This is a genomic window from Streptomyces sp. NPDC014623, from assembly GCF_043088245.1.
GTDB lineage: Bacteria > Actinomycetota > Actinomycetes > Streptomycetales > Streptomycetaceae > Streptomyces.
In genome coordinates, this window is the sequence record NZ_JBIBZU010000004.1 from 60,323 (window position 1) to 77,524 (window position 17,202).

General features: G+C 67.1%; 12 protein-coding genes. 10 read left to right on the forward strand and 2 right to left on the reverse strand.

Features of this window, described 5'->3' with window-relative positions; genetic code table 11:
- Window positions 1-88 precede the first annotated feature (88 nt).
- Genes ACF1FZ_RS08795 through ACF1FZ_RS08805 form a run of 3 tightly spaced genes read left to right on the forward strand, consistent with a single transcriptional unit; the run spans window position 89 to window position 6,629 of the window.
- The gene (locus ACF1FZ_RS08795; protein ID WP_391772664.1) at window positions 89-2,206 is read left to right on the forward strand and encodes an N-6 DNA methylase; all 2,118 of its coding nucleotides are present in this window, start codon (window positions 89-91) and stop codon (window positions 2,204-2,206) included.
- Entirely contained in the window at window positions 2,203-3,453 is a 1,251-nt protein-coding gene (locus tag ACF1FZ_RS08800; protein ID WP_391772665.1) for a restriction endonuclease subunit S, read from the forward strand. The genes ACF1FZ_RS08795 and ACF1FZ_RS08800 overlap by 4 nt, the downstream gene beginning before the upstream one ends.
- On the forward strand, window positions 3,450-6,629 hold the full coding sequence (locus tag ACF1FZ_RS08805; RefSeq protein WP_391772666.1) for a type I restriction endonuclease subunit R: 3,180 nt from the start codon (window positions 3,450-3,452) through the stop codon (window positions 6,627-6,629). Before ACF1FZ_RS08800 ends, ACF1FZ_RS08805 begins: the two co-directional genes overlap by 4 nt.
- A 71-nt stretch (window positions 6,630-6,700) precedes the next feature.
- Here ACF1FZ_RS08805 and ACF1FZ_RS08810 read toward each other — a convergent pair whose 3' ends face one another.
- Window positions 6,701-6,904, reverse strand: a complete 204-nt coding sequence (locus tag ACF1FZ_RS08810; protein ID WP_391772667.1) for a DUF397 domain-containing protein — start codon at window positions 6,902-6,904, stop codon at window positions 6,701-6,703.
- Window positions 6,901-7,767, reverse strand: coding sequence for a helix-turn-helix domain-containing protein (locus ACF1FZ_RS08815; protein WP_391772668.1), 867 nt, complete (start codon window positions 7,765-7,767; stop codon window positions 6,901-6,903). Before ACF1FZ_RS08815 ends, ACF1FZ_RS08810 begins: the two co-directional genes overlap by 4 nt.
- Before the next feature lie 550 nt (window positions 7,768-8,317).
- On the opposite strand from ACF1FZ_RS08815, the gene ACF1FZ_RS08820 reads away from it, so the two are divergent.
- The 7 genes from ACF1FZ_RS08820 (at window position 8,318) to ACF1FZ_RS08850 (ending at window position 17,109) form a co-directional block, all read left to right on the forward strand.
- Window positions 8,318-9,352: a MarR family transcriptional regulator gene (locus tag ACF1FZ_RS08820; RefSeq protein ID WP_391772669.1), complete on the forward strand. Its 1,035-nt coding sequence runs from the start codon at window positions 8,318-8,320 to the stop codon at window positions 9,350-9,352.
- 63 nt (window positions 9,353-9,415) lie between these two features.
- The gene (locus ACF1FZ_RS08825; RefSeq protein ID WP_391772670.1) at window positions 9,416-10,198 is read left to right on the forward strand and encodes a hypothetical protein; all 783 of its coding nucleotides are present in this window, start codon (window positions 9,416-9,418) and stop codon (window positions 10,196-10,198) included.
- A gap of 40 nt (window positions 10,199-10,238) precedes the next feature.
- The gene (locus ACF1FZ_RS08830; protein WP_391772671.1) at window positions 10,239-10,706 is read left to right on the forward strand and encodes an ATP-binding protein; all 468 of its coding nucleotides are present in this window, start codon (window positions 10,239-10,241) and stop codon (window positions 10,704-10,706) included.
- A gap of 122 nt (window positions 10,707-10,828) precedes the next feature.
- Window positions 10,829-11,320, forward strand: coding sequence for an SseB family protein (locus ACF1FZ_RS08835; RefSeq protein ID WP_391772672.1), 492 nt, complete (start codon window positions 10,829-10,831; stop codon window positions 11,318-11,320).
- A complete protein-coding gene (locus tag ACF1FZ_RS08840; RefSeq protein WP_391772673.1) occupies window positions 11,317-11,964 on the forward strand; it encodes a hypothetical protein in 648 nt (215 codons plus the stop codon). Before ACF1FZ_RS08835 ends, ACF1FZ_RS08840 begins: the two co-directional genes overlap by 4 nt.
- Window positions 11,964-16,805, forward strand: coding sequence for a putative T7SS-secreted protein (locus tag ACF1FZ_RS08845; RefSeq protein WP_391772674.1), 4,842 nt, complete (start codon window positions 11,964-11,966; stop codon window positions 16,803-16,805). Before ACF1FZ_RS08840 ends, ACF1FZ_RS08845 begins: the two co-directional genes overlap by 1 nt.
- The gene (locus ACF1FZ_RS08850) at window positions 16,795-17,109 is read left to right on the forward strand and encodes a hypothetical protein (protein ID WP_391772675.1); all 315 of its coding nucleotides are present in this window, start codon (window positions 16,795-16,797) and stop codon (window positions 17,107-17,109) included. The genes ACF1FZ_RS08845 and ACF1FZ_RS08850 overlap by 11 nt, the downstream gene beginning before the upstream one ends.
- Window positions 17,110-17,202: the final 93 nt, after the last annotated feature.

Here is a 17,202-nt window from a genome sequence, read left to right on the forward strand (position 1 = left end):
CCACGGCCTTCACGTAACCACCACACTTGTCAGTACCCGCTCCGGTAGACCGGAGAGCGGGGGGTCCGAAAGGAAACCGGGGAATCCCTTGAACAGCAGCAAGCACACGGAGCTGGCGAACCACGCCTGGTCCGTCGCCGACCTTCTGCGCGGCGATTACAAGCAGTCCGACTACGGAAAGGTCATCCTTCCGTTCCTGGTGCTGCGCCGCCTCGAATGCGTACTGGAGCCGACGCGGGAGAAGGTCGCGGAGACGGCCGCCCGTTTCGAGGGCCAGGAGATCGACACGGACCACTTCCTGCGCCGGGCGTCGGGCCACTCGTTCTACAACACGAGCAGCCTGACCCTGCGGAAGATCGCCGGCGACGCGAGCAACGCGGCAGCGAACCTCCAGGTGTACGTCGGGGGCTTCTCCCCCAATGCGCGCGAGGTCATGGAGAAGTACGAGTTCGCCCAGCAGATCCGCAAGCTCGACAGTGCGAACCTGCTCTATCAGGTCATCGGCAAGTTCACGGACCTGGACCTGCGCCCGGAGGTCGTGCCCAACCACAACATGGGCTACATCTTCGAGGAGCTGATCCGGCGCTTCTCCGAGCAGTCCAACGAGACCGCGGGTGAGCACTTCACCCCACGCGAAGTCATCAGGCTGATGGTCAACCTGCTGATCGCCCCGGACGGCGACGCGCTCAGCCTGCCGGGTGTCGTACGCACGGTCATGGACCCGGCCTGCGGTACGGGGGGCATGCTCAGCGCCGCCGAGGATCACATCAAGTCGTACAACGACGACGCCACGGTGGAGGTCTACGGACAGGAGCTCAACCCGGAGTCCTGGGCGATCTGCCGGTCCGACCTGATGATCAAGGAGCAGAACCCGGAGAACATCGCGTTCGGCAACTCCTTCTCGGACGACGGCCACGCACGGGAGACGTTCGACTACCTGCTGGCCAACCCGCCGTTCGGCGTGGAGTGGAAGAAGGTGAAGGAGGCCGTCGAGTTCGAGCACAACAGCCTCGGCGACTCCGGCCGCTTCGGCGCGGGTCTACCCCGCATCAACGACGGCTCGCTCCTCTTCCTCCAGCACATGATCTCGAAGATGAAGCCGGTGGACGTGAACGGCGGGGGCGGCTCACGCGTCGCCATCGTCTTCAACGGTTCGCCGCTGTTCTCGGGAGCAGCCGGCTCGGGAGAGTCGGAGATCCGCCGCTGGATCCTGGAGAACGACTGGCTGGAGGCGATCGTCGCCCTGCCGGACCAGCTCTTCTACAACACCGGGATCTCCACGTACTTCTGGATCCTGACGAACCGCAAGGACGCCCAGCACAAGGGCAAGGTCGTGTTGCTGGACGCGCGCGACCAGTGGGTGAAGATGCGAAAGTCGCTGGGCGACAAGCGCAAGGAGCTGGGCGACGGGACGGGCAGCAAGCCGAACCACATCGGCGACATCACCCGCCTGTACGGGGAGGCGGTGGCAGCCGCCGCGGACCCGGAACACCCGACGCACGCCAAGGTGAAGGTCTTCGACAACACGGCCTTCGGCTACCAGCGGATCACGGTCGAACGGCCATTGAAGCTGCGGTTCGAGCTGACGGAGGAGACGCTGGCGGCGCTGCTGGCCTCGAAGCCGGTGCAGAAGTGGACAGAGGAGCGCTTCCTGCCGCGTGAGCCCGAGCTGGCGGCGAAGGCCAAGGCCCGCCGGAAGCTGACGGACGAGGAGCAGGCCCAGTTCCAGAAGCTGGCCGACGCCGAGGCGCAGGTGCTCGGGGACGCGCTGAGCCCGCTGCTGGGCAGCCAGTGGGCGACCAAGTCCGAGGCGCAGGTGGCGGTACGGAACGCCATGGCGGAGGCCGGCGTCCAGGGCCCGACTGGCGCGACGTTCACGAAGGCGCTGCGGGACACGGTGGGGGTACGGGACCCAGAGGGCGAGGTGCAGCTCCTCAAGGGCGGGGAGCCGGAGCCGGACAGTGAGCTGCGCGACTACGAGAACGTGCCGCTGGGCGAGGACGTGGAGGCGTACCTGAAGCGGGAGGTACACCCGCACGTGCCGGACGCGTGGATCGACCACACGAAGACGAAGGTAGGGTACGAGATCCCGTTCACGCGGCACTTCTATGTGTACGAGCCGCCGAGGCCGTTGGCAGAGATCGACGCGGAACTGAAGGCGCTTGAGGCAGAAATTCAGGCGCTGTTGGGCGAGGTGACGGAATGACGACCGTACGACTTCGACACCTTGCACAGGTAAACCCGCTCACCCCTGCTTTCGATCGTCTCGCCGATGAGGACGAGCTGACATTCCTTCCGATGGAAGCGGTCTGGCCCGGTAGCCGCCTTGACGTTGCACGGCGCCGGACCAAAGTGTCCGTCGCCACGGGGTACACGAGGTTCCAGGACGGCGACGTGCTGGTTCCGAAGATCACACCAACATTTGAGGCAAGTCGCTCTGTACTGATCGGTGGACTCTTTGGCGGGGTGGGTGCGGGCACGACCGAACTTCACGTAGTACGCCCCGGGCCGCACATCGACCCCCGGTTCCTCCTGTACGTCGTCAACACACACAGCTTCCTCAAACTCGGTGAGGCTGAGATGCACGGCGTAGCGGGGCAACAACGTGTACCCGACAGCTTCCTGCGCGACTTCCTGGTGGAGCTGCCGCCGCTGGAGGAGCAGCGCCGCATCGCCGACTTCCTCGACGCCGAGACCGCCCGCATCGACCAGCTGGCGTTGAAGCGCCGCCAGATGCGGAGTTTGCTGACGCTCAAGCGGGAACGGGTCATTGAGTCGACACTGGGGCTTGAACGAGCGCAGACGACTGACGGTTTGGTGCCTCTGAAACATCTGGTGGCCGATGTCACCGTTGGAATCGTCATCACTCCGGCTAAGTGGTATGTAGAAGTGGGAGGGACTCCCGCGCTGCGGGGCCTAAACGTCAAGCCTGGCTTCATCAACACCGGTGACCTCGTGCAGATTAGCGCTGAGGGACATGCCGTCAACCGCAAGTCGCAACTCAATGCCGGTGACGTTGTGGTTGTGCGCACGGGCCAGGCAGGTGCAGCAGCTGTGGTTCCAGCCGAGTTGGATGGGGCGAATTGCATCGATCTCATCGTGGTGCGTCCCGGCAGCAAACTCTCGCCGAGGTACTTGCAGTACGTCTTGAACTCGGACTATGCCAGTGCACGAGTTACTGAGCACTCTGTCGGGAGTATCCAAGCCCACTTCAACGTGGGTGCCATGAAACAGATCCCCATCCCTTCGATCCCCCGCTCAGAGCAGGACGAGATCGTTCGCCTGCTCGATACCAGGGTCGGTGCTCTCGACCTGCTGCATCGCAAACTGGATTCCCAGGAGCAGCTGCTCACGAAGCGCCGCCAAGCCCTCATCACCGCTGCCGTAACCGGCCAGTTCGACGTCTCCACCGCCAACGGCCGCAACGTAACGGACGGAGTCCCGACATCGTGAGTCCCATCCACGACGAGTCCGCCTTCGTCGCCGCCATCGTCGCCGCCATGACCGAACGCGGCTGGCGCGAGGCGCGCCCCGAGGACTACCAGGCCGATCTCGGCCTGGACACCAACGAGCTGTTCACCTTCCTCGGCGAGAGCCAGCCCCGCGAGTGGGACGAGCTCCTCGCCGTCTACGGCAACGACCCCAACGCCGCCCAGCGCGGCTTCGCCCAGCGCCTCGACAAGGCGATCAGCGACGAAGGTCTCCTGAACGTCCTCCGCAACGGTGTCAAGGACCGGGGCGTCCGGCTCCGCGTGGCCTACTTCAAGCCGAACCTCGTCGCCGACGACTCCGTACTCGACGGCTACCGCGCCAACCGCCTCACCGTCGTGCGCGAACTCGTCTACGCCACCAAGCAGGCCGACTGGGGCAACAAGCTCGACCTGGCCCTGTTCCTGAACGGCATCCCCGTCGCCACCGCCGAGTTGAAGAACCCGCTCACCCGGCAGGGCGTCGAGCACGCCAAGGAGCAGTACCGCACCGACCGCGATCCCACCGAGCTGATCTTCACCCGCCGCGTCATCGCCAACTTCGCGGTCGACCCGGACCTCGTCTTCGTCGCCACCCAGCTCCGGGGCAAGAACACCCGCTTCCTCCCCTTCAACACCGGCTCCAACGGCGCCGGCTTGCCCGGAGGTGCCGGAAACCCGGCCCCCACCGCGTACGGCACGTACGCCACCTCCTATCTGTGGGAGCAGGTCTGGGCGCGGGACAACTGGCTGGACCTGCTCCAGCGGTACGTGCACCAGCAGAAGACAAAGACTCCCGGGGGCGGGACCACCAAGTCGACGATCTTCCCTCGCTTCCACCAGTGGGACGTGGTCAAGAAGCTCACCACCCACGCAGCGACCTTCGGCGTGGGCCAGAACTACCTCGTCATGGCCTCCGCCGGCTCCGGTAAGTCGAACACCATCGGCTGGCTCGCCCACCGCCTGAGCGACCTCCACGCCGACACCGACCCCCGCACGCTCGACCCGGATGCGCTGTCCGCCGGCCGGATCAAGCCTGGGGCACCGGTCTTCGACAAGGTCATCGTGATCACGGACCGCCGCAACCTCGACGCCCAGCTCCGGGAGACGGTCGGCAGCTTCTCGCAGACCGAGGGCCTGGTCGTGAAGGTGGACGAGAGGCACGGCTCGAAGAGTGAGCAACTCGCCCGTGCGCTCTCCCGGGACACCGGCAAGATCGTGACCGTCACGCTCCACTCGTTCCCCGCGCTCATCGACTACATCGAGCGCAACCCGACGGAGATCAGCGGCACGAAGTTCGCCATCGTCATCGACGAGGCACACTCCTCCCAGTCCGGCGACGCATCCACCGCCGTCAAAGCGGCACTGCGTGACCTCGGTCTGGACGCCGACTCGGAGGAGCAGGGCGCGAGCGCCGTCACCGTCTACGAGAAGCTGAAGAAGAAGGCCGCGGAGCGCTCACGGGCCGCGAACCTCTCCTACTTCGCCTTCACCGCCACCCCGAAGGCGAAGACGCTCGAACTCTTCGGCACGGAAGACATCGTGGACGGCAAGGCGGCCTACCGCCCCTTTCACACGTACTCCATGCGCCAGGCCATCGAGGAAGGCTTCATCCTCGATCCGCTGCGGAACTACGTCACGTACAACACGTACTGGAAGCTGGTGAACGAGAACCCCGACGAGCGCGAGGTGGACCCCTCCAAGGCCAACAGCCTGCTCGCCCGGTTCGCGCTCACCCACGAGTACACCGTCTCCCAGCACGCCCAGGTGATCGTCGAGCACTTCCTGGCGCATTCCCGCGGCCGGCTCGGTGGGCGGGCCAAGTCGATGGTGGTGACGGGTTCGCGGCAGTCTGCCGTGGAGATGGCGCGGGCGATCAAGAGCTACATCGCGGACCGGGAGTACGACACCAAGTACCCGGACCTGGGCGTCCTGGTCGCGTTCTCCGGCTCGCTCACGATTGACGACGAGGAGACAACCGAGCCGAAAGAGAACGGCGGCATCCCGGAGAGCGCGCTGCCGAAGGCGTTCGCGTACACACGGGCCGACGACAAGGCGGTGGGCGCGGGCGGCCGGGGCCAGCAGGAGTACAAGATCCTGGTGGTCGCGGAGAAGTACCAGACGGGCTTCGACCAGCCGCTGCTGACAACCATGTACGTCAACAAGAAGCTGACCGGTATCTCCGCCGTGCAGACCCTCTCCCGGCTCAACCGCACGGCCGACCGCAAGAACCAGGCGGACCTGGCGGTCCTGGACTTCGCGAACGACGCCGAGGACATCCGGGACGCGTTCCGCCCGTACTTCGAGGAGGCCAACACCCTCCCCTCCGACCCGAACCTGCTCTACACCGCGCAGAGCCGGGTCATGTCGGCGCCGATCATCTCGGAGTCGGAGATGGACGAGTTCGCCGCGGCATATTTCGCGGCGAAGGAGAAGGCGGCCGGCTCGCAGGCGAAGTGGGAGAAGCTGCACGCGGAGCTGTACCGGCTGCTCTCCCCTGCTGTCGCCCGCTTCACCCCGCTCCTGGAGAGCGAGGAGGAGGACGACGTGGAGACGGCTGAGGACTTCCGCGCGGACCTCAACGACTACGTGCGTAAGTACGGCTTCCTGGCCCAGATCGTCCCGTACCGCGACCACGAGTTGGAACGGCTCCACCTCTACGGCCGCTACCTCCTCAACCGGCTCCCGCGCCGTGCGGACGGTGGCGTAGACATAGGCGAGATCGACCTCAGTCACCTGCGGGTGGAGAAGACGGGCGAGTACGACGTCTCCCTGTCGCCCGAGGGTTCCGCCCAGCTCCCCGGCTTCGGTGACGGCACGGGTGGCGCGGCGGAGGCGGAGAAGTCGCTGTTGTCGGAACTGATCGAGGCGTTCAACGCCAAGTTCGGCACGGACTTCACCGAGGAAGACGTCCGCAAGCCGTTCAACAAGACCACGGAAGACCCCAAGGTCCGGGCGGCTGCCGTCGTCAACGACGAGGCCAACTTCGGCAAGGTCTTCGACCGGGCCTTCGCCGACAACATGGCCGACCACATCGAGACGACCGCCGGCATAGGGCGCCAGTACTTCGGCCCCGACAAGAACTTCCGGTCCAACCTGGACCGCAGCGCACGCCGGGCGGCGTGGCGGATGATCCGCCGCGAGGAGAACGTGGACGAGTAGTTTCCGGACGGACGGGAGGTCCCGCCGCAGCACCGAACCGGCGCTGCGGCGGGACCTCCCGCGTACGCTGCTCAGCCTGCGACGAGCCCAACGAGCCCTGCCCACGCCTCCGGAGCGACGGTCAGTACGGGCCCGCTAACCTGCTTCGAGTCCCGGATGTGCACCTTGGTGGCCACAGCGGCGACCTCAACACACTCGCCGCCGTCGCCGCTGCTGTAACTGCTCTTGAACCAAGCGCTTTCATGCACGGTCCGGGCAGTAGTTTGTGCGCTCATGTCTCCCCAATCAGCTTCACGATCAACGCTGACGACTCAGCAGGCGTCAACGCCTGCGATCGGAGAATGCCATAGCGAGCTTCGAGCTCGCGAACTTTTCGGGTGCCAGTGTAGAGACGACTGTCACTCTGGACCTCGGCGTACGCGATGCGTTGCTCCTTGTCCGTGTCAATCAGCGCAAACGGCCCGCCAAGCCCCGCACTGTCCTCGCGGTCAGTGGGCATGACTTGTACCTCCACACTGCGCAATTGCCCGGTCAGCAGAATCTGCTCCAGGGTGTTCCGCAGTATCTGCTTCCCGCCAATCGGCCGACGAAGAACGGCTTCCTCGATCACGAAACTCAGCAGGGGAACGGGGGTCCGGTTGAAGATGTCCTGCCTCACCATCCGTGCTTCCAGGCGCTGCTCGATCACGTCGTCCTCAAGTAGCGGGCGCTCCATCTGGAAGACAGCTCGTGCGTACTCCTCCGTCTGAAGCAACCCCGGCACGGCGTTCACTGCGTACACGCTCATGGCCGCCGCACGCGCCTCCAGCCGCGCCATATCCCTGAAGAACGCCGGATACTGCGACCGCGCCAGTTCCTCTTTCAGCGCCATCAGGAGCCCACCCGCCTCCAGCAGCCTGTCCGCCTTGTCGACGAACTCCGGCTGCGGGATCCGCCGCCCCTGCTCGAACGAGGCCACCGACTGCGCCGCGTACCCCAGCCGCTTCCCGAACTCCACCCGGTCCAGCCCCGCCCGCACCCGCAGCAGCTTCAACTGCCGCCCGAACGCGACCGCCACACCGTTCTCCGGCTTGCCCTCCGGCTGCGTCCCCGACGGGGTCACCGCCCCCGCGTCCATGGCCGCCTCGTCCTGCGTCATCGCCACCCGCCTGTCCCACGTGCGTACACGCCTCGACCCATCGCGTACAACCAGCTTGCGTAGGACGGCTCTTCGAGGTCCCGTCCGACCGACGGCACCGGCCCCGGACGGCAGCGCCCGCCCCGGCTCGTCCCACTCGGGCACCGTAACGACCCGCCCTCCCGCACGCACACCACTCCGGCCGCGTTCCATCGAAGGAGTGGCCCGACGCTCGGCACCCGAGATCCGAGCTTCGAGCGCCGGAATCAGCTCGTTCACTCGTTAGGAGGACGCGATCAAGGGCGCGGGCCCGACGCTTGAGCTCCGGGATTCGGGGGTCGGGATGCGAGCTTCGAGATCCGAGCGATGTTGTTCACCCGGTAGGTAGAAGAAGGGTTCTGGGAAAACCTCCCCGCCCTCCCTACCCCGTCACGGCCAGCCGGTATGACTAAAGGTGATCAGCTTGCGGCTCACCGTCACGACTGCTTACGGTGCCCCCAACAAATCGACCCCGACGCGGTGCGGAAACACCAGGCCGGGGTCTCACCCCAAGATCGAATCGAGCGATCTCGTGGCTACCGAGCACCTTAGCCCTGCCCTTCGCGCACCCGCATCCTCGCGCCCGTACGCGAAGGCCCGCCCCGGCTACGGCAAGCGCACCGCATCAGGGCAACGCGCTCCCCGTACCGACGACTTCGCCCTGTTGCCGGAGCGCGAGCGATACATCGCCGGATACGTCGACCGGCTCCCCGACGGCGCGGCCATGGACATCAAGTCGCTTGCCAAGAGCCTCCCGCTGTACGGCCAAATGGCCGTCTCCAGCGCGTTGAAGGCCCTCGGAGTGGCGGGGCATCTGCGGCGCGTACGCTGCCTGGCCGGCGAGGGGGACCAGGTCCGCTGGGTCTCCCGTACCTACTGGTCCCGTACGGCCCGCGACAACGAGTGGTGGGACACGTTCCTGACCACCGAGGGCAGCCGCTCCAGGCCGGAAGCGACACCCACCGCCCCGCCGCCCAGCAACACCGCCCCGACCTCCTCCCTGCAGGCGACCTCAACACCAACCACCCCACCCGAGCCCACCGCGCCTCCGACGTCACCTGCTCCTGCGCCCGCATCACCCGCCCTGCCCGAGCAGCGCACCTCGGTGACACCAGTGGTCGCCGCCTCCCCCGCGTACCTGGCCCTGGCCCAACTCGGCCGCCTGGACACGCGCCTGACGCTCTCAGCGGCGGACTGCCGCGCCCTGGAGCCGCTGGCCGCCGGCTGGTTCGCACGCGGGGTGGATGCCGACTACCTCACCCAGGCCCTCACGGCGGGCCTGCCCACCCAGGTCGGCTCTCCCGTCGGCCTCGTACGCCGCCGCCTCACCGACAAGCTTCCGCCGCTCACGGCCGGCAGCCCTGCACCTGCCACGACCGTCGCCCCGAAGCGCCGCGTCCTCGCCGAGTGCACCGAATGCGGGCGCCCCGGCTCGCCCGAGGCACTCCCCGACGGCCTCTGCCGCCCCTGCCGCACCACCCCGCAGGAGGCGTCCGCCGCTCCACCCGCTGAACGCGACGTCCACGCGCTGGTCGGACAGCTGCGCGAGTTGACCCGCCTGCCCTGACCTTCCGCGATCAACTCGGGGCATTCACGCCGAACCGCAGGGCATGGGGCCATAGAATCCGCCGTGAGCGCCGCCGACGTCTGGTCGTTGGGCGTCCCCGCAGGAGGAGATCGCATCCAGGGCCCTTCGGACTCGACGGAGATACCCGAGCCTGAGGAGGACGGCCGGGGCGATTCCGCCGACTCACCCGGGACGGACGGTCCGGCACCGGGCCCGGGTCTCGATTCGTCACCCTCGTCGACGGTCATCGCGGAGGTGCTCCCCGGTGTGGCAGTCGTCTGTGGCGAGGTCCCGACGGAGCTCGAGCCCGATCTGATCGACTTCGGCATCGTGCCGGCTGCCGACCGCAAGCAGATCTCCGCGGTCCTCGCCTCGCTCGGGAACGCGGCGACCGTGGCCGGCAACCTCGGACACGCCTTCGCGAGCGTGCAGGGGCTCTACAGGCTCGGCGACGCGACACAGGCCCTGCTGAACAGCGGCGCGAAGCTCGCCGTCAAGGACGGCGCGAACCTCGGGGCGGTGACGCTTCCTGGCCGCATCCTGCGCCAGGCTCGTCTCTACCCCGTGAACGCGGTGAGCAAGGCACAGACCGCGGCCTCGATCGGCCGGATCGATGACGATCCCGGACACGGAACGCGACGCACTGCAACGGCGTCGCCTTACGGCCATCCAGTCGGACAGCAAGAACGAGGGCACCGACGCGAGCTCGGCGAATCCGACCGGTTCCGAGGCCGAGACCTCAGGCGCAGGGTAGGCCCGAGCGCGGCTGTCCTCGGGCATCCCGCCTGCCCCTTCCGCGTACGGGCTGGTTCTGGTCGCGTACATCCGGGCCATGACAGTGCGTGACCCCTGGTGACATGTGGTCATGGTTCGTCACTGTGGAGGAATGACCGACAAGCCGCCGCTGCTGCCCGTACGACCGACGCGCGCCTCGCACACGCGATTCCCCTGGCATGACTTCACGATGCGCTTCAGCTCCACGCCGCGGGGAGCCCGGCTCGCCCGGGGCCTGGCGGGTGAACGCCTCGACGCCTGGGGCATCCCGTACGGAAGCGACGCGCACGATGCGTTGCTGCTGATCGTCGCCGAGCTCAGCAGCAACGCGGTGCGGCACGGTCACGTATCCGGCCGCGATTTCCGGCTCTGCCTCACCGCCGAGGGCACCGCCATCCGCATCGAGGTCACTGACACCCGGGGCGATCGCCTGCCCACCTCCACCGACCCGGCCTCACCGGACCAAGAGGGCGGCCGGGGCCTCCTGTTGGTCGCCGCACTGGCCGACCGGTGGGGCTGGTATCCCCGCACGGACGGGCCGGGCAAGACGGTGTGGGCGGTTCTGGAAGTCTCCCTATGACTGGTGTCATCCACACCCGGAGCCCGTCGCCATTGACAGGTTCGTGCCCGCAGTCGCAGCTTTCCAGCCAGTAGGCGATGTCACGTTGCACTCGGAAATTTGTACGTGTGATGATCCTTCGTATGACCACGGGTGGGGATGGGGTTCCGGAGCAGCAGCCGAGGCGGTCGCGGTTGGCGGACCTGGATGATCTTCCAGGTCCACCCCCGGAGGGTGCACCGACGGCGACGTCGGTCGAAGCCGGCCAGGACCGGTTGCGTACGGCGCGCCGGGAGTTTGCTGTGTTGCTGAGTGAGTTCCGGCGTACGGCGGTGCTGGTGCCGCTGGACGAGGCCGGTGACCTGTGGTCGGCGGAGCAGAACGGTGTGCGCTGGATTTGTGCCTTCTCGGATGAGGAGGCATTGGCCAGGTTCGCGTTGGCTCGTGGTCAGGGTGGGCGGGAGTGGACGTATCAGACCGTTCTGGGCGCGCGGTTGCTGGATGTGATGGTGCCTTTGCTGCCGGGACCGGCCGGGGTGGCGCTGGACGCGGGCGGTACGGACGGCATGTTGTTCCCGCCGGTGGCGGGCATCGTGCCGGATGCGGTCGCGGTGGATCTCGGGGGGATGCAGTGAGCGGGGAGAACGCGGATCTTCAGGTGCCGCCGGAGGCGCTGGCCGAGATCGCGAAGGGGATCGATCTGGCGCATGCGGAGCTGAAGGAGCTCGGCATGATCGGGGAGGCGTCGACGGGCCGGGGGTTCTCGGATCTTGCCTTGTCGGGCCTGGAGTTGGGCCATGGCGGGCTGACGTCTGAGTTCGAGACGTTCTGCAACCGCTGGGAGTGGGGTGTGCGGGCCCTGACGCAGAAGGGGAACGGCTTCGCTCTGGGTGTCGGGCTGTCGGCCGGTTCGTATGCGGAGCAGGAGCAGTACGTCAAGGACTCGATCAAGATCGGTGTGAACTCCCTGAACGGGAATCCTCATGCGTCCGAGGACGAGGTCAAGGGGATGAGCTGGGACACGATCAGTACCCAGTCCGCCTACGACAACCCGGACTACAGCCGCGAGTCATGGGACGAGGCCCATTCCGAGGTGAAGCAGACCTGGAAGGACACCGCCTACGACGTGGAGGACGCCGCGCTCGACTCGATGGAGCGCAACGGGCTGGTGGATCCGTCGCTGCGCTCAGAGGTGGATGAGCGGCTGAAGGAGCACTTGGATCCGTCGCAGGAGACGATCGATCAGGCTGAGCAGCCGCGGTGGGGGGAGAGTCGCTGATGGTGGACTGGGGGAAGTGGGGCGACACCCTGTACGACGGGGCGGGCGATCTTGTCGACAAGGGCAAGGAGATCGTCGGCACAGGGATCGACAAGGGCACCGACGTGCTCGGCGCCGGGCTGGAGAAGGTCGGGGCCGACGAGTGGGCGGACAAGGTCGAGGACTGGGGCGACGAGACCGCCTCCTCGCTGGGGGCCCACGTCGGCGAGCAGCAGCTCGGTCAGACCGAGGAAGCGAACGAGCTGATCCACGGGCGGCCGGAGAAGATCAGCGCTGCGGTGAAGAACCTCCGCGACTTCCAGAAGGCGTTCGATCTCGTCGGCAGTGGGATGAAGAAGCTCGACTCCGGTCGCTGGAAGGGCGAGGCCGCCGACGCCTTCCGCGCCAAGTTCCAGACGCTGCCCACCGACTGGCTGCGGGCGGCAGACGCGTTCGAGGACGCGGCCAAGGCGTTGGAGACCTACGCGGGGACAGTCACCAGCGCGCAGGCCAAAGCCGGTGAGGCGATCGCTCTCTACAAGGAGGGCAAGCAGGACTACGAGACTGCGGCGGCCTCTTTCAAGGAGAAGGCGGAGGCGTACAACGCGGTCCGCAACACCGACCACCCCCTCCCGCACCCAGGCACCTTCTCCGACCCGGGCGCGTCCAAGCGCCGGCACGCGCACGAGATCCTCCAGCGCGCCCGGCAGGCACGCAACGACGCTGCCGAGACGGCGAAGGGTGCGGTCACCGCCGCGATGGCTCACGCGCCGAAGGAGCCTACCGGTCTTGACCGGGCCGAGCAGGAGCTCATGGACTACGGCGTCGGCCAGTCCATGGAGCTGACCCACGTGGTCGGCGGAGCCGTCAAGGGCACCGCGGGACTGCTGAACTTCGTGCGCTCGGTCAACCCGACCGACCCCTACAACCTGACGCACCCGGCCGAGTACTACAAGGGCGTCAACATGACGCTCGCCGGCCTCGTCTCCACCGCTGCCAACCCCGACCGCGCGCTGAAGAACGCCTGGGACGCGGCCAAGGGCGACCCCTCCGAATTCATCGGCCGACTCCTGCCCGAACTGATCGGCACCAAGGGCGGTGGGCTCGTCAAGGGCCTTGCCCGTCACGGGCTGAAGGACGGCCTCGAACCCCCCAAGGGCAGTAACCGGCACGGGCACGAGAAGGCGCCCGACTCGAACGCCAATCAATGCAGCAAGGTCAAGTGCGCCGGAGACCCCGTCGACGTGGCCACCGGGCGCATGCTGCTCCCGCAGACGGACATCGCGCTGCCCGGGTCGCTGCCCCTGGTCTTCGAGCGCGTCTTCGACTCCTCGCACCGCGCCGGCCGCTGGTTCGGCTCCGGCTGGTCCAGCACGGTCGACCAGCGCCTTGAGATCGACGCGGAAGGTGTGGTCTTCAGCTGCAACGAGGGCAGTCTCCTGGCCTATCCGCATCCGGCCCCAGGCGTCCCTGTCATGCCCACGCACGGCCGGCGCTGGCCCTTGGACCGGGTGCAGGACGGCTACACGATCACGGATCCGGAGACCGGTCAGGTCCGGCACTTCGTCGACCAGCCCACCGGAGACCTGGCGCTCCTGGCTCAGATCGATGACCGCAACGGCCGCTGGATAGCCTTCGAGCACGACGAGGAGGGCGCTCCGAGGTCGATCGTGCACCACGGCGGCTACCACCTGAAACTCACCACGTGCGAAGGCAGGGTCACTGCCCTGCACCTGGCAGGCGCCGCCCCCGACGGCACCGACCAGGAGATCCGCCGCTACGGCTACACGGACGGCCACCTCACGTCGGTGACCAACTCATCGGGCAAGCCCCTGCGCTTCGACTGCGACGAGTTGGGCCGCATCACTGCGTGGACGGACACCAACGGCAGCCGGTACGAGTACGTCTACGACGAACAAGACCGCTGCGTCTACCAGACCGGCACCAACGGCCACCTTGAGGCCCGCTTCACCTGGGACGACACCGACCCCGATACCGGCCTGCGCATGACGTCCATGACTGACGGCCTCGGTCATGCCACGCGATACGTGATCAACGACCGATCCCAGATCGTCAGCGAGATCGGCCCTCTGGGGGCGATCACCCGCTACGAGCGCGACCGCTACCACCGGCTGTTGTCCCACACCGACCCGCTCGGCCACATCACGCGCTTCACATACGATGAAGACGGGCGGCTGACCGAGGTGGAGCGGCCGGACGGACGCCGGTCATGCGCCGAGTACAACGAACTGGGACTTCCCGTACGCATCGTCGGCACCGACGGAAATGTCACCCGGCAGACCTTCGACGAGCACGGCAACCGAACCGCGATCACGGAGCCCACCGGCGCCACAATCGCGTTCTCGTACGACGAGGCGGGCCACCTCGTCTCCATGGCCGACGCCCTCGGGCAAACTTCGATCGTCACGCCCGACAAGGCCGGACTTCCGATCGCAGTCACTGACCCATTCGGCGCGACCACTCGCTACGAGCGTGATGCCTTCGGCCGCCCAGTCTCGCTCAGGGACGCTGGGGGCGCAGTCACCCGTCTCGAGTGGACTGTCGAAGGCAGACTTGCCCGTCGCGTCGGAGCGGACGCAAGCGAGGAGTTGTGGACCTACGACGGTGAAGGAAACTGCCTCACCCACACCAATGCCGTCGGCGCGACCGTCAGCTTCGAGTACACCGACTTCGACCTCCTGCTGTCACGCACAGAAGCGGACGGCGCCCGGTACGAGTTCACGCACGACAGCAACCTCCGGCTCACTCGGGTCACCAACCCTCAGCACCTGACCTGGAGCTACGGATACGATCCAGCCGGTCAGCTGATATCCGAGACGGACTTCGACAACCGGACGCTCCGCTATGAGCGGGATGCTGCGGGCAGGCTCGCTGCACGCACCAGCGCCGCAGGCCGAACAACCCGCTACGAGAGGGACAGGCTCGGTCGCGTCGTCCGCAAGAACGCCGCCGGAGCCATCGCCACCTTCGCGTACGACTTCGCCGACCACCTCGTGGAAGCAGCCAACGAGGACGCAACCGTCAGGCTCATTCGGGACAGGTACGGCCGCCTTGTCTCCGAGACGGTCAACGGCCGCACCATGTCGTACACCTACGATGCCCTCGGCCGACGTACCAGCCGCACCACCCCGACCGGCGCGGTCAGCACGTGGGCCTCCGACGCCGCCGGCCGCCGAACCTCCCTCACCACCTCCGGCCGCACCATCGTCTTCGAACATGACGCCATCGGCCAGGAAACCGCCCGCCACATCGGCGATACCGTCTCCTTCACCAACCGGTACGACCCGCTCGGCCGCCTCACCAGCCAGCAGATCACCGGCACTACGGGCGCAAGCATCCAGCGCCGCGACTACACCTACAGCGCCGACGGCAACCTGACCACCCTCACAGACCAGCTCAGCGGGACCCATACCTTCGACCTCGACCCCGCCGGACGTGTCACCGCCGTCCACGCCTCAGGCTGGACCGAGCGCTACGCCTACGACACAGCCGGCAACCAGACCCACGCAACCTGGCCGCAACGCCACCCTGGGCAGGAAGCCACAGGTGCGCGTGAGTACGAGGGCACCCGCCTTACCCGGGCCGGCTCTCTCCGCTACTCCCATGATGCGGACGGCCGGATCGTCCAGCGCCGCAAGATCCACCTGTCGGGCAAGGCAGAGGTGTGGCACTACACGTGGGATGCCGAGGACCGGCTCACTGCAGTGACGACGCCGGACGGAACGCGATGGCGGTACGAGTACGACGCGTCAGGCCGACGCACAGCCAAGCTGCGCCTGTCGGCGGACGGTAAAACGATCATCGAACGCAGCGACTTCACCTGGGACGGACCGACACTGTGCGAGCAGACCACGGTCTCGGACGAATTGCCTCACGCGGTCACCCTCACGTGGGACCACGACGGCCTGCGGCCGGTGGCCCAGACGGAACGCATCCTGGCGGCGGTGACGCAGGAGGCTGGAGATGGCCGACATGACGCTCAGGCTCGCCCCTTGGGGGGCCTACACACCATGGTTCGAGCGACCGGTGCAGCTACACCAGTCGGTATGCCGAACGGGACGGGGCGCACGCAGCCCAGCGTCGACTCTCGCTTCTTCGCCATCGTCACCGACCTCGTCGGCGCGCCCTGCGAACTTATCGACGAGCAAGGCGGTATCGCCTGGCGCAGCCGCCGGGCCTTGTGGGGTACTACCACATGGGCATCTGGCAGCACCGCGTACACGCCGCTGCGCTTCCCCGGTCAGTACTACGATCCTGAGACAGGGCTGCACTACAACTACTCCCGCCATTACGATCCCGAGACGGCGCGCTACCTCACCCCGGATCCGCTCGGCCTCGTACCGGCGCCGAACCCGTCGACGTATGTCCTGAATCCGCACACGTGGACCGACCCACTCGGGCTGTCGCCGTGCCCTACGCATCTGTTTCGCGGAACCACAAGGGGTTTCGAGGGCAGTCCCGGTGTACAGCGGCACAGCATCACACCGACATCGTCCGATCCTGGCGTCGCCAGCGTGTTCGCGACGCAGGCCGAGCGGTTCGGCGACGCCATCGTCGAGATCTACCCGCGCGGCGCGCTGGACGGGGTCCCGGTCCACCAGGGGTACATTGCGCGGGAGGCCGAGTGGCCGGTCGAGCTGAGCCCGGCAGAACTCTCGTCCCGCGCATCCGTGCAAGTGCCCTCGGCGGTAGCCCGGGAGATCCTCTCCGAGATGGGCATCCACGTGCCACGCAAGATTGGCAACGGGGACATCGATCCGCTCCTTGAATACGATGTCCCCAAGCTCACCCCCGAGCAGATCGCGCACTTCGTAGAGGAGGCACACCGACGTGCTGGATAACGTGCCGGAAAAGGCAGCCCTGAGCATCGAATCCATCGAGTCCGTGACACCGGGCGTTCTCGGCGCGGCGGACACCGTGGCCATTTGCGTCGTCCGCTGTGTTGAGGGGACGGCACGGCTGGGCATGGTGTTCCATCACCCGGGTTCCGCAGCCTCCCCAGAGTTTTCGCTGACCGCCATTGAGTGGTACGGCAGACAGGTCGAGCAACTGGACACCGTTCACTCCGGCAGGGTCACGCTCACGGGAGCCGGAGCGGAGACGCTGGCCAAGCGCGATGTCCTGAGTTCGGCACCGCGGCACTGAACGCCCCGTCGGCACGGACGACGAAGACCTCTCCCTCCTGGAGGGCGGAGGGCCGTCACCGCCCCAGTGGGGACCAAGCTGCGCGCGACGAGC